The following is a 12,943-nucleotide window of genomic DNA, read 5'->3' as shown; positions in this document are numbered from 1 at the left end:
CAATACAGCTACGGTTGTACCGGACCGCGGTGCACCCAACCCGCCCGTTGACGCACCAGGTCACTGTCGCGAGCCGTAGCTTCGTGCCGCCGGTACTGGGAGAAGAAAGTAGTGAGCAGGGTGTTTGTGCAGGTCAGCGCGCTAGTCCAGGGCACGGGGTAATCAGCATGCACATCGTCATCATGGGGTGCGGTCGCGTGGGCTCCGCGCTCGCGCAGACTCTGGAGAGCCAGGGGCACACCATCGCGGTGGTCGACCAGGACCCGACCGCGTTCCGCCGCCTGGGCTCGTCCTTCGGTGGCCGCCGGGTGACCGGGGTCGGCTTCGATCAGGACACGCTGCGTGAGGCCGGCATCGAGGAGGCGGGCGCCTTCGCCGCCGTCTCCAGCGGCGACAACTCCAACATCATCGCGGCCCGGGTGGCCCGCGAGATGTTCGGCGTGGAGAACGTCGCGGCCCGGATCTACGACCCGCGCCGCGCCGAGGTCTACCAGCGCCTCGGCATCCCCACCGTCGCCACCGTCCGCTGGACTGCGGACCAGATGCTGCGCCGGCTGCTGCCCTCGGGGTCCGAGCCGCTGTGGCGGGACCCCAGCGGCGCCGTCCAGCTCGCCGAGGTGCACACCTCCCCGGCATGGGTCGGACACAAGATCAGCACGCTGCAGGAGGAGACCGGCGTCCGCGTCGCCTTCCTCACCCGGCTGGGCGAGGCGACCCTGCCGACCTCGCAGACGGTGCTGCAGGAAGGCGATCTGGTGCACGTGATGATGCGCACCGACGATGTCGAGACGGTCGAAGCGGCATTCGCCGAAGGTCCTGAGGAGGCGCACGCATGAGGGTCGCGATTGCGGGCGCGGGTGCGGTGGGCCGTTCCATCGCCGGCGAGCTGCTGGAGAACGGGCACGAGATCCTGCTCATCGACAAGGCGCCGACCGCCATCTCGGTCGAGCGGGTGCCGCTCGCGGAGTGGCTGCTGGCCGACGCCTGCGAGATCACCTCGCTCGACGAGGCGGCGCTGCAGCGCTGCAACGTCGTCATCGCGGCGACCGGCGACGACAAGGTCAACCTCGTCGTCTCGCTGCTGGCCAAGACCGAGTACGGCGTGCCGCGGGTGGTCGCCCGCGTCAACAACCCGAAGAACGAGTGGCTGTTCAACGAGGCATGGGGCGTCGATGTCGCGGTCTCCACGCCGCGCCTGATGTCGGCCCTGGTCGAGGAGGCGGTGAGCGTCGGCGATCTCGTCCGGCTGCTGCGCTTCAGCCACGGCGACGCCAACCTCGTCGAGCTCACGCTGCCCCCGGAGGCGGCCCTGGCGGGCACCCGGGTCGGCGATGTGGAGTGGCCCGTGGACACCTCCCTGGTCACGATCATCCGCGGTACGCGGGTGCTCACGCCCAACAAGGAGGACGCGCTGGAGGCGGGCGACGAGCTGCTGTTCGTCGCGGCCCAGTCGCGCGAGGAGCAGCTGGAGGACCTGTTGTCGATGCGCCGCGAGGACGCGTCGGACTGAGTCCGCTCTGAAACGGCCGAGGGCCCCTGGGACCGATGTGGTCCCAGGGGCCCTCGTGCGTGGCGATGGGCGCCGGAAGGTGAGCGGGTCACCGGCGGGCCGGCGGAGCGCGTACGGCCCGCCGGGACCGGCCCGGAGCCTCAGCGGCGGTGGCGCGGACCCTCCGCCGGCTGCTCGGCGACCGCCTCGGGCGTGACGCCCTGCGACAGGTCGTCCGCGACCCGGCTCAGCACCGTGCGCTCCTTCTCGGCCTGCTCCGCCGCCTTCTCCTTCGCCTCCATCTCCGCGAAGACGTCGATGGGCGGCGGCGCCTTCGCCAGGAAGACCCAGGTGAGGTACACCGCGAGCAGGAACGGTGGAATCTTGAGCGCGATCAGCACCCAGCCCAGCTGAGAGGTGTTCGCCCACCAGTACAGCGGGAAGAGGATCGCGCACTTGGCGAGGAGGATCAGGCCCCACGCCATGCTGGCCTTGGCGTATGCCTTCTTCCGGCCGGGATTGCGGGTCCGCCAGGAGAGGTTCTCCTTGAAGACCGGGCCCAGGATCAGGCCGATCAGCGGGGCGCCCGCGAGCGTGGTCAGGATGTAGGCGAGGGCCAGGCCGAGCGTGTAGAGCATGCCCGGCAGGTAGAAGTCCTTGGCGTTGCCGGTCATCATCGCGAAGACGACGCCGAAGGCGACCCCGAAAACGCCGCTGAAGGCGTGCTTGACGGTGTCCTTGCGGACCAGCCGCACGGCCGCCATCACCAGCGAGACGGCCAGCGCCGCGATCGCCGAGAGGTGCAGGTCCTTGTTGATCGTGTAGATCGTGATGAACAGCAGGCCGGGGAGAACGGTCTCCACCATGCCGCGTACGCCACCGAACGCTTCGAACAGCGCCGCCTCGGTGACATCTCTGCCGTTGGCGTCCTTGCCCGCGCCGGAGGCGGGCGGAGCGGAGGAATGATCTGCGGAAGCGTCAGTGGTCGGTCGGTCGTGAGACGTCACCGGCTACTCCTGTCCGAGCGGTCGGAGTTCGTACTTCGGGTTGAAAAGCACCCGGCGTCCGTGGCTCATGGAGACCCGGCCCGAGGCGATGAGCTTACGTCCCGGCTCTATCCCGACGATGGAGCGGCGTCCGAGCCACACCACGTCGAGGGCGGCGGAGCCGTCGAACAGCTCCGCCTCCAGCGCGGGTACACCGGCGCGCGGCCGCAGCGTCACATGCCGCAGAGTGCCGGTGACCTTGACTATCTGGCGATCGTCGCAGTCGCAGATACGGGTACACCCCGTCGCCTGCGTGTCCTGCTGCAGCTCAGCGCTCTGCAGCTCCTCCTCGGAGGAGGACAGCCTGTCGAGCATCCGGCGGAAGCGACCGGCCGGCTTCTCGGATCGGGTCCCAGCACTCATAGCCCCAGCGTACCGGTGCGCCCGCTCGTGCATCACTGCCCGCACACCTCCTCCGCACGGGCCTCGCCCGGCCTCCCCACGCGACCTCGACCGGCGCGGACCGGCGACGAGGTCACTGCTCGAACCGGTAGCCCATCCCCGGCTCGGTGAGGAAGTGCCGGGGGTGGGAGGGGTCGCTCTCCAGTTTGCGGCGGAGCTGGGCCATGTAGACCCGCAGATAGTTGGTCTCGGTGCCGTACGACGGGCCCCAGACCTCCTGGAGCAGCTGCTTCTGGCTGACCAGGCGGCCCGCATTGCGCACCAGGACCTCCAGCAGATGCCACTCGGTGGGCGTCAGCCGGATGTCCCGGCCGTCGCGGTTGGCCTTCTTCGCGGCGAGGTCGACGGTGAAGCCCTCGGTCTCCACGATCACGTCGTCCCCGGCGGGCCCGGCCGGCTCGGCCCGGCGCACCGCCGCCCGCAGCCGCGCCAGCAGCTCGTCCATCCCGAACGGCTTCGTGACGTAGTCGTCCGCCCCGGCGTCCAGCGCCTCCACCTTCTCGTCGGAGGTCTGCCGGGCGGACAGCACCAGGATCGGCACCCGCGTCCAGCCCCGCAGCCCCTTGATCACCTCGACGCCGTCCATGTCCGGCAGACCCAGGTCGAGGACGATGACGTCGGGATGACGCGCGGCGGCGAGTTTGAGGGCGGTGGCCCCGTCCGGGGCCGCGTCCACCTCGTACTTGCGCGCCTTCAGGTTGATCACGAGGGCGCGGACGATCTGCGGCTCGTCATCGACCACAAGCACCCGGTTCACTGGCGTTCTCCTCGTGGGGTCGGTTCCCGCCGGTCGGGGCCGGCGGGGTGTGGGGTGGGGGTGGGTACGGCGGCCGGGCTCACGTGATGGCCTGCGCCGGAAGGGCGGGCGGAGCCGCCGACGGGCCGGCCGCCGCGCGCAGCGTCAGGACCATCGTCATCCCGCCGCCCGGGGTGTCCTCGGCGGCGAGAGTGCCGCCCATCGCCTCCGCGAAGCCGCGGGCGACGGCCAGACCGAGGCCCACGCCCGCCCCGCGCGGCGCGTCGCCATAGCGCTGGAACGGCTCGAAGATCCGGTCCTTGGAGCTGTCGGGGACGCCCGGCCCGCGGTCCGCGATCCGCAGCTCGACCCGGTCGCCCAGCGCACTGGCCGCGGCCAGCACCACCGCACCCTCCGGGCTGTACTTCACGGCGTTCTCGACGAGATTGGCGACCGCGCGCTCCAGCAGCCCCGGGTCGACCGCGACGATCGGAAGCTCCTCGGGGATGTCGAGCGTGACACTGCCTTCCGGCACGCCGCCCAGCGCCATCGGCACCACCTCGTCGAGGTCCGTCTCGCGGATCAGCGGGGTGACCGTGCCGGTCTGCAGGCGTGACATGTCCAGAAGGTTGCCCACGAGATGGTCGAGCCGGTCCGCGCCCGCCTCGATGCCCTCCAGCAGCTCGCTCTCGTCCTCCTCGGACCAGGCGACGTCGTCGGAGCGCAAGGAGGTGACGGATGCCTTGATGCTCGCCAGCGGGGTCCGCAGATCGTGGCTGACCGCGGCCAGCAGCGCCGTCCTGATCCGGTTGCCCTCGGCCAGTTCCCTGGCCTGCTCCGCCTCGCCCACCAGCCGCTGCCGGTCCAGTACGACGGCGGCCTGCGCGGCGAACGCGGCGAGCACCCGCCGGTCCTCGGCCGGCAGCACCCGGCCGGACAGGGCCAGCGCCATGTGGTCACCGACCGGCATGTCGACGTCCGCGTCCTCGGGGCGCAGCAGCGTACGGCCCTCGGCCCCCTCGCCCACCCGGCCGGCGCAGGTCCACGGGGTGACGTCGCTACTGCGCTCCAGCAGAGCCACCGTGTCCATCCCGAAGGTCTCCCGGACGCGCTCCAGGAGGGCGTCCAGCGTCGTCTCGCCGCGCAGCACACTGCCGGCGAGGAAGGAGAGGATCTCCGACTCGGCGCGCAGCCGTGCCGCCTGCTGGGTGCGGCGGGCGGCGAGATCGACCACCGAAGCGACCGAGACGGCCACCGCGAAGAAGATCACGATGGCGACGAGGTTCTGGGGATCGCTGACGGTGAGGGTGTGGGTGGGGGGCGTGAAGTAGTAGTTCAGGAGCAGGGAGCCGACGGCGGCCGAGGCCAGCGCCGGCCACCGCCCGCCGAGCAGCGCCGCGATCACGGTCAGGAAGAGGAACAGCAGCACGTCGTTGGCCAGGCCGGGGCCGTTCTCGACGCCGGTGAGCAGCAGCGACAGCAGCACCGGGCCCACCACGCCGACGAGCCATCCGGCGATGATCCGGGCCCGGCTCAGCCGCGCGCCGCGGGCGACGGGCAGCCCCCGGCCCCTGGCCACCTCCTCGTGGGTCACGATGTGCACATCGAGGTCCGGCCCGGAATCCCGGGCGACGGTGGCTCCCACGCCCGGCCCGAAGATGTACTGCCAGGTCTTGCGGCGGCTGGAGCCCAGCACGATCTGCGTGGCGTTCACCCCGCGCGCGAACTCCAGCAGCGCATGCGGGATGTCGTCGCCGATGACGTGGTGGAACGTTCCGCCCAGGTCCTCGACGAGGGTGCGCTGCACGGCGAGTTCCTTGGGCGAGGCGGAGGTCAGCCCGTCGCTGCGGGCGGTGTAGACGGCGAGCACCTCGCTGCCCGAGCCCTTGGCCGCCATCCGGGCGGCGCGGCGGATCAGCGTACGTCCCTCGGGCCCGCCGGTGAGCCCGACGACGATGCGCTCGCGGGCCTGCCAGGTGGAGCGTATGGAGTGCTCGGCGCGGTACTGCTGCAGATACTCGTCGACCCGGTCGGCGACCCACAGCAGCGCCAGTTCGCGCAGCGCCGTGAGGTTGCCGGGCCGGAAGTAGTTGGAGAGCGCGGCGTCGACCTTGTCGGAGCGGTAGATGTTGCCGTGCGCCATCCGGCGACGAAGCGCCTGTGGAGACATGTCGACAAGTTCGATCTGGTCCGCGCGGCGGACGATCTCGTCCGGGACGGTCTCCCGCTGGCGGACGCCCGTTATCGATTCGACGACGTCCCCGAGCGATTCGAGGTGCTGGATATTGACCGTGGACACCACGTCGACCCCGGCCGCCAGCAGCTCCTCGATGTCCTGCCAGCGCTTGTCGTTGCGGGACCCCGGGACGTTGGTGTGGGCCAGCTCGTCGACCAGCGCGACGGCCGGCTCGCGGGCGAGGACCGCGTCCACGTCCATCTCGGTGAAGGTCGTGCCGCGGTGCTCCAGCTCCCGTCGTGGGATCGCCTCGAGGCCGGCCAGCATCACTTCGGTGCGGGCCCTGCCGTGGTGCTCGACGAATGCCACCACGACGTCCGTGCCGCGCTCCGCGCGCCGGTGCGCCTCGGACAGCATCGCGTACGTCTTGCCGACGCCCGGTGCCGCACCGAGGTAGATCCGTAGCTTGCCGCGTGCCATGGCCTCATTGTCTTACGTAAAGGCCTCCCCCATCGGGCTGCCCCGGATCCGACACTACCGACCCGGTAATGTGACAAAAGGGGTGAACGATGGTAGGGCCCCCGGTCTTGACGCGACCCTGATACGGCGGGGCGGGCGTCGGGTTTCCGCCGCACGCTCCCGCCCTTGGGCGGGCCCGCCCCTGCCGCTCCCCCTCCCCTGGAATCCCGTCGTCGCCGCGCGCACCGGCTGCGAGGATGACGCGCATGACCGAGGTACGCATCGCCCATACCGCCGATCTGGACGCCGCCACCCTCGAGGCGGCCCGCACCCTGCTCTACGACGTCTTCGACGACATGACCGAAGAGGACTGGGAGCACGCACTGGGTGGCTTGCACGCACTGGTCCACGAAGGCGGGGAACTGATCGGGCACGCGTCCGTGGTCCAGCGCCGGCTCCTGCACGGCGGCCGGGCGCTGCGCTGCGGGTACGTGGAGGGCGTGGGGGTCCGCGCGGACCGGCGCGGACGCGGCCACGGCGCGGCCATGATGGGAGCCCTGGAGCGGGTGGTGCGCGGCGCCTACGAGCTCGGCGCGCTGGGCGCCTCCGACGAGGCCGCGGACTTCTACGCGGCGCGTGGCTGGCAGGTGTGGCGCGGCCCGTCCTGGGCGTTCACTCCGGACGGCATCCGCCGCACCGCGGACGAGGACGGCTCGCTCTACGTCCTGCCGGGGCCCGTACCCCTCGACCTCGACGGCGACCTCACCTGCGACTGGCGCGACGGCGACGTCTGGTAGCGGCACGGGCCGGAGGGCGCGGATCCCGGCCTCGGCCGGTGGACGCGGCGGATCAGCGGGCCGGACGGGCCCGCGTCTTCGCGGTCCCGTCCGGCCCCGAACCGCCCGACCCTCCACCTGGGGCCGCAAAGCGCGGTGCACCCAGCTCGGCTCAGCTGGGGTTTTCCGCGTGCGTGAGCGTCTCCCAGCCGACGAAGAGGTTGTTGGAGCCGGCGGGCCGCTGCTGCCCGGTCAGCTTCTGGGTGTTGGTCATCTCGTGGCCCAGCCGGTTGTGCAGGGCGTTGTAGCCGACCTCGGTGACCGGCCCCAGGCCGCGTTTGACGCTGCCGCCGCACAGCCAGGACGGCGGGGCGGTGCCCAGTTGGTAGGTGGAATGGAGGCCGAGCGCGTGGCGTAGCCGGTCGGCGACCTCGGGGTAGAGGTCCTGGCCCTGGAGGCGGGTGGTCTCGGCGATGTGGGAGATGGCCGACAGGCCGTAGCCGGTGTGCGTGAAGTCGCGGCAGGTCTCCTGACTGAGTCCGTCGACGAAGGTGGACTGCCCCTGCCAGTACTTGATGATCTTGTCCCGGCTGTTCAGGCCGCTGCCCGGGGCGGTCTTGGGCAGAGCGCCGTCCGACTTCAGATAGATGTACGCGGGCACACGGGTGCGGAACTTCGCGATGGCCTTGTCGTAGGACGCCTTGTCCTCGAGGAAGACCGAGATGCCGACGGCCGCCTCCATCATGCTCAATTCCCAGTTCCCGTTGCTGTGCGAGCCGTTGATGACCTCCGGCAGGTACACCTCGCGCAGCATCCCGGCGAAGCGGTCCACCCGGTCCTCGGCCCAGCCGTCGTAGGTGTAGCGAATGATCTCGGCGGCCCGCGGCCAGGAGGAGCCGGCCCAGCCGGTCTGCAGCGGGGCGTTGCTGTTGGTGTGGTCCTTGAGGGTGGCGGACCAGGCGTCCATGAGCGCGATGGCCTTCTCCGCGTACTTGCTGTCGCGAGTGATGTACCAGGCCAGCGAGAGGGTGTACGCGGCGAGCGCGTCCTCGCGTTCGTCGGTGCAGCCGTAGTTGGGGTCGGAGTAGGAGCCGCACTCGACGACGGCGCGGGGCTTGGGCGTACGGGAGAGCGAGGCGTACTTGCTCGCCATCATGCTGTCGTAGGCGCTCTTCCAGGGCTGGGCGCCGGAGTTGACCTTGCTGCGGGTGAAGTCGAGCTGGGCGGTCCCGACGAGGACGCCGGGGTGGGTGAAGGTGGCCGGTGCCGCGGAGGACGGGCCGCCTATGAGGAGGCCCGCCGTGAGGGCGCCGAGCAGCGCGCCTGCGACCAGGGTGAACTTTCTGCGCATGGGGGGTGTGCCTTCCTGTCGAGATGCTCGATGAGGAGAGCTGTTCTCGTACATGAACGACAAGCGTTGATATGAACACCTGTGATGGCTGGCGAACGTAAGGGCAGGCACGCACGCCGTCAAGGCTTGGCGTCAATGTCGCGCCACCGCAACCACCCTTCACGGAGGGCCCGTTCAGCGGCCGGTGCACGATTCACGACGGCGCGAACCGCGTGCCACCTGCCGGAAAGCCGAAGGCGGGCAGCCCCCGGGGGTCTCCCAGGGGGCTGCCCGATCGGTGCCCGTTCCTGGTGCACCCCCACTTGGCCTTCGGCGCAGGAATTCCTTCGCCGGAGAGCCAACTCCAGGAGACTGACCCACGGTTCACCCATGAAACCGACGGTGCGCCCGCCCACAAAAGCCGAAAGGGGTCGCACTCCCCTCGGGAAGTACGACCCCTCGCAACGGTCACTGTCGGGCCGCAGCCGGGCGCTCAGCGCGCCCGACCGGCCCAAGGACGTCGGGTCAGCGGATCTCGGTGATCTCCGGTCCCCGCTCCAGCCTCTCCACGCCACCGCTGAAGCGCGAACCCTCGGCCGGCTCCTGCTGCACACCGTCCGGCACCATCTGGGCGTCGTCCGGCAGCTTCAGGACGATCGGGTCACGCGGCGCCATCGGGGCGTCGCCGCGGATGACGACGGTGTCCAGGAAGATGTGCTCCAGGATCCCGGCGGCCTGCGGCTGCACCGCACCCTGCCCGGAGATCACACCACGCAGGAACCACCGCGGACCGTCGATGCCGACGAAACGCACGACCTGGACGCCGTTCGTCCCGTCCGGCAGCTGTACGGGCACCTGCGCGCGCAGTTCCCAGCCCAGGGGTCCCTCGACCTCGTCGATGATCCCACCCTGCTGGGTGATGCCGGAGGCGATCTCCTCGCGGACCTCGCCCCAGATCCCCTCGTTCCTGGGGGCGGCGAACGCCTGCAGCTGCACGGCGCTGTCCTGCAGCACCACGGTCGCGGCGACGATCGCGTCACCGGCGACCTCCACCCGCAGCTCCATGCCCTCGACGCCGGGCACGAACATGCCACCGAGGTCGACCCGGCCCTCGCCCGGGTCCTTGACCTCGGACACGTCCCAGGGACCGTCCGGCCGCGGCGCGGGCGGGAGGTTGAGCCGCTCACCCGTCGCCTCGTCCTCGTCGGCGTCGCTCACCGCTTCCTCCTCGGCGAGCGTCGTGTCCTCCGCCGACTCTTCAGGAGCCTCGTTCTTCTTGCGACGTCCGAACACGTCACTGTCCTTCCCGGTCGGCACCGACCGATGCGTATCCATTCCCGCCCGTGGAGCCGCCCACCGCCGCATGGCCGCCGGTGGAACCGAATCCCCCCTCGGCCCGCGCCGAGCCGGGAAGTTCCGCCACCTCGTGGAAGCGCACCTTCTCGACCTGCTGGACGACCAGTTGGGCGATCCGGTCGAGCCTCTCGAACCGCACGCTCTCGCGCGGATCCAGATTGACCACGATCACCTTGATCTCCCCACGGTACCCGGCATCCACCGTCCCAGGGGCATTCACGAGCGCCAGTCCGCAGCGGGCGGCGAGGCCCGACCTGGGGTGCACAAATGCGGCGTAGCCGTCGGGCAGCGCGATCGACACTCCCGTGGGGAGCACTGCGCGCTCCCCCGGGGCCAGTTCGGCGGCCTGTGTGGTCACCAGATCCACGCCGGCGTCGCCCGGGTGCCCGTAGGACGGGACGGGCACGTCCGCGTCCAGCCGCCGCAGCAGCACGTCCACCGGATTGCGTACCTGGGTCACGGGTTCACCTCGAAGGCGCGGGCTCGCTTGAGCTGGTCCGGGTCGGCCATCGCTGCCTGAATCTCCTCGGGCCGGCCGTTGTCGATGAAGTGGTCGACCTTCACCTCGATGAAGACGGCCTCCGCGCGCACCGCGACGGGCCCGTCGGGGCCGCCTATCCGCCCCACGGCCGTCGAGTAGATCTTCCGGCCGTGCACCGCCGTGACCTGCGCGTCCAGCCGCAGCAGCGTGCCCACCGGCACCGGTCGTACGAAGTCGGTCTCCAGCCGGCCGGTCACCGCGATCACCCGCAGCAGCCAGTTCAGCGAACCGAGCGTCTCGTCCAGCGCGGTGGCCAGTACGCCGCCGTGCGCCAGGCCCGGAGCGCCCTGGTGGGCCTCCTTGACGGTGAACTCCGCGCTCACGCTCACGCCGTCGCCGGCCCGCGCCTCCAGGTGCAGGCCGTGCGGCTGGCCGTCGCCGCAGCCGAAGCAGCGGTCGTAGTGCGCGCCGAGGAGTTCTCCGGGCGCCGGCGCATCGGGATGCCGGACCGGAGCGACGGCGTCCTTCGGTGGCGTCAGCCGCGGCAGATCCGTCCTCGTTCTGTCAGTTCCACTCACGAGTGCAGACCCTACCCGCGCGCATAAGGGGCCCGCGCCGCCGTGCCAAGCTGGAGCCATGCAGTCGTACGAAGAACGCCTCACCGCGCCCCGCTCCTGGTGGGTGATCGCGGCCCTGATCGGTGTCGCCTGTGCCCTGATGCTGCTCCCCCTGGGGACGCTGCCGATGCTCGGTGGGCTGATCGCCGGGGCCGCGGCCGCCGCGGTGGCGGTGAGCGCGTACGGCTCGGTGCGGATCCGGGTGGTGGGCGACGCGCTGATCGCGGGCGACGCGAAGATCCCGGCGTCGGCGCTGGGCGAGGCTCGGGTACTGGACGCCGAGGAGGCGCTGGCCTGGCGTACGCACAAGGCCGATGCCCGCGCGTTCATGCTGCTGCGCGGCTATGTGCGAACCGCGGTGCGGGTGGAGATCGCGGATCCGCAGGATCCGACGCCGTATGCCTATCTCTCGACGCGGGAGCCGGAGCGCCTGGTGGCTGCTCTGACGGCCGTACGCGCCTGAGGGGAGACGCGCGGGGCGGGGCTCAGTCGCCCGGCGGGGGCAGGGGCGCCCCTGCCCGTCTGCCGGCCGGCAGGATGCGGGGCGCGGAGTCGGGGAGCGCGTCCCAGGGAATCTGCCGGGCGCGCAGGTCCTTGCGGACCTTCTCCGCGAGTCTGCCGGTGTCCCGGCGGTTCATGAACGCGCCGACCGCGGCGCCGATCATGAACGGCGTGAGGTTGGGGAGGTTGCGCAGGGTGCGCTTCATGATCTGCTGGCGCAGTTCCCGCTTCATCTGCCCGCCGAGCGCGATGTTCAGCGACGCGGGTTTGGTGATCTCGATGCCGCGTTCCTCGGTCCAGGACGTCAGATAGGCCATCGCGCGCTGCGCACGGCTTCCGGCGGGCCGGAGGCCGTAGACCTCGTGCAACTCGGCGAGCAGTTTGATCTCGACCGAGGCGACTCCGACGACCTCGGCGGCCAGTTCGGCCGGCATGGCGGGCGGTGCGGGCAGCATCGCTGCCGCGCCGATGCCCGCGCCGACGGCGGCGGTGCCCCGCCGGGCGCCCGCGATGAGCTTGTCGGCGAGTTCCTCGGGCGTCAGGCCGGGAAACTGCGCGCGCAGGGTGGCGAGATCGCGGACCGGGATCCGCGGGGCGGTGTCGATGATCCGGTCGGCGATGGCGGCGAGACCGGCGCGCGCGCCACTGCCGCCCTTCTTGGCTCCACGACCGAAAGCAGCCGCGAGCGAGGCCGTGCGGCCTCGCTCCTGCAGTGATTCGGTCGTCCGCTCCGCGGGGAGGGCGGTCTGGTCGGCGGGCACGGGCGCGGTTTCCTCGCGTGATCGTGCGCCGGCCGCCGAGCCTTTCTCGCCCTTGTGGCCCTTACGGAACGGGTTCACGCCTGCCACGGCGTAGACCGTTCCTCAGGCCGCGCAGTCGCGGCAGATCGGCTGGCCGTTCTTGTCCTCGGCAGCGAGCTGGCTGCGGTGGTGCACCAGGAAGCAGCTCATGCACGTGAACTCGTCCTGCTGCTTGGGCAGCACGCGCACGGCCAGTTCTTCGTTGGAAAGGTCGGCGCCGGGGAGTTCCAGGCCCTCGGCCTGCTCGAACTCATCGACGTCGACGGCCGAGGTGGACTTGTCGTTCCGCCGGGCCTTCAGCTCTTCGATGCTGTCCTCGTTGAGGTCATCATCTGTCTTGCGTGGGGTGTCGTAATCCGTAGCCATTAGTCGCTCTCCCCCTCTGGGTGTCTGCGGTGTCTCAGCGCTCGTAACGCGTGAGAGGCCGGACTTGTGCCCGACCTGAGGCGGAGATTTTGCCTCACATCAAGGTCTGTTACTCAATCGACACCCAACCGCGCCTCTGAAGAGGCGATCGGTTTGGATGCGATCAGGACCGTACACGGTCCGAATGTCGCACCTCGCGCAGCCCATCCCGTGTACTTCCCGTGATCAGGGCCCCGGGAAACCCGGATTTTCCCGGCTTTCCACCGGGAGTTTCGATCACGGAGCGTAGATGGCCGGAAAAGCGCAGCTGTGAGGGATCACACACGGTCGGACCGGTGGGTGGACCAGCCGAATTCCGCGCAAAGCGAACTTGGGCGAAGGATCCACGCCCACCCGCCGTCACGTCAA

General features: G+C 70.7%; 14 protein-coding genes. 4 read left to right on the top strand and 10 right to left on the bottom strand.

The genetic code is table 11. The features are described 5' to 3' along the window. Positions 1-167: 167 nt before the first annotated feature. Both ACH4FH_RS06000 and ACH4FH_RS05995 read left to right on the top strand, forming a co-directional pair. Positions 168-836: a potassium channel family protein gene (locus ACH4FH_RS06000; RefSeq protein ID WP_398554519.1), complete on the top strand. Its 669-nt coding sequence runs from the start codon at positions 168-170 to the stop codon at positions 834-836. After that, on the top strand, positions 833-1,510 hold the full coding sequence (locus ACH4FH_RS05995) for a potassium channel family protein (protein ID WP_393893398.1): 678 nt from the start codon (positions 833-835) through the stop codon (positions 1,508-1,510). Before ACH4FH_RS06000 ends, ACH4FH_RS05995 begins: the two co-directional genes overlap by 4 nt. Before the next feature lie 140 nt (positions 1,511-1,650). Here the strand turns inward: ACH4FH_RS05995 and ACH4FH_RS05990 are convergent, their stop codons facing one another. From ACH4FH_RS05990 to ACH4FH_RS05975, 4 genes are all read right to left on the bottom strand, one after another. Further along, on the bottom strand, positions 1,651-2,496 hold the full coding sequence (locus ACH4FH_RS05990; RefSeq protein WP_398554518.1) for a DUF3159 domain-containing protein: 846 nt from the start codon (positions 2,494-2,496) through the stop codon (positions 1,651-1,653). 3 nt (positions 2,497-2,499) lie between these two features. After that, the gene (locus tag ACH4FH_RS05985) at positions 2,500-2,898 is read right to left on the bottom strand and encodes an OB-fold nucleic acid binding domain-containing protein (protein WP_362711830.1); all 399 of its coding nucleotides are present in this window, start codon (positions 2,896-2,898) and stop codon (positions 2,500-2,502) included. 112 nt (positions 2,899-3,010) lie between these two features. Continuing rightward, positions 3,011-3,694, bottom strand: coding sequence for a response regulator (locus tag ACH4FH_RS05980; protein WP_393893396.1), 684 nt, complete (start codon positions 3,692-3,694; stop codon positions 3,011-3,013). A 79-nt stretch (positions 3,695-3,773) separates the two neighbouring features. Continuing rightward, entirely contained in the window at positions 3,774-6,329 is a 2,556-nt protein-coding gene (locus ACH4FH_RS05975) for a DUF4118 domain-containing protein (protein WP_398554517.1), read from the bottom strand. 236 nt (positions 6,330-6,565) lie between these two features. Here ACH4FH_RS05975 and ACH4FH_RS05970 point away from each other — a divergent pair, with 236 nt between their 5' ends. Next, positions 6,566-7,105 (top strand): GNAT family N-acetyltransferase, encoded by a 540-nt coding sequence (locus ACH4FH_RS05970; RefSeq protein WP_398554516.1) that lies wholly within the window; start codon positions 6,566-6,568, stop codon positions 7,103-7,105. Between the two features lie 151 nt (positions 7,106-7,256). Here ACH4FH_RS05970 and ACH4FH_RS05965 read toward each other — a convergent pair whose 3' ends face one another. The 4 genes from ACH4FH_RS05965 to ACH4FH_RS05950 form a co-directional block, all read right to left on the bottom strand. Then, positions 7,257-8,435, bottom strand: a complete 1,179-nt coding sequence (locus ACH4FH_RS05965; RefSeq protein ID WP_398554515.1) for an alginate lyase family protein — start codon at positions 8,433-8,435, stop codon at positions 7,257-7,259. A 504-nt stretch (positions 8,436-8,939) separates the two neighbouring features. Further along, positions 8,940-9,707: a DUF3710 domain-containing protein gene (locus tag ACH4FH_RS05960; protein ID WP_398554514.1), complete on the bottom strand. Its 768-nt coding sequence runs from the start codon at positions 9,705-9,707 to the stop codon at positions 8,940-8,942. 1 nt (position 9,708) lies between these two features. After that, positions 9,709-10,230: a dUTP diphosphatase gene (dut, locus tag ACH4FH_RS05955; protein ID WP_393893391.1), complete on the bottom strand. Its 522-nt coding sequence runs from the start codon at positions 10,228-10,230 to the stop codon at positions 9,709-9,711. Further along, complete coding sequence (locus tag ACH4FH_RS05950) at positions 10,227-10,829, bottom strand: PaaI family thioesterase (RefSeq protein WP_398554513.1); 603 nt, start codon at positions 10,827-10,829, stop codon at positions 10,227-10,229. The genes dut and ACH4FH_RS05950 overlap by 4 nt, the downstream gene beginning before the upstream one ends. 58 nt (positions 10,830-10,887) lie before the next feature. On the opposite strand from ACH4FH_RS05950, the gene ACH4FH_RS05945 reads away from it, so the two are divergent. Beyond that, entirely contained in the window at positions 10,888-11,331 is a 444-nt protein-coding gene (locus ACH4FH_RS05945) for a DUF3093 domain-containing protein (protein WP_398554512.1), read from the top strand. Positions 11,332-11,353: 22 nt separating this feature from the next. Here ACH4FH_RS05945 and ACH4FH_RS05940 read toward each other — a convergent pair whose 3' ends face one another. Continuing rightward, positions 11,354-12,217 carry a hypothetical protein gene (locus ACH4FH_RS05940; RefSeq protein ID WP_398554511.1) on the bottom strand — a complete coding sequence of 288 codons (864 nt, stop codon included), beginning with the start codon at positions 12,215-12,217 and terminating at the stop codon, positions 11,354-11,356. Between the two features lie 15 nt (positions 12,218-12,232). After that, positions 12,233-12,535 carry a DUF4193 domain-containing protein gene (locus ACH4FH_RS05935; RefSeq protein ID WP_393893387.1) on the bottom strand — a complete coding sequence of 101 codons (303 nt, stop codon included), beginning with the start codon at positions 12,533-12,535 and terminating at the stop codon, positions 12,233-12,235. Positions 12,536-12,943 lie beyond the last annotated feature (408 nt).

The sequence above is a fragment of the Streptomyces sp. NPDC017993 genome (genome assembly GCF_044328065.1).
Classification (GTDB): domain Bacteria; phylum Actinomycetota; class Actinomycetes; order Streptomycetales; family Streptomycetaceae; genus Streptomyces.
The sequence above is the reverse complement of the archived record's forward strand: the minus strand, read 5'-3'. Positions and strand labels throughout refer to the sequence as shown.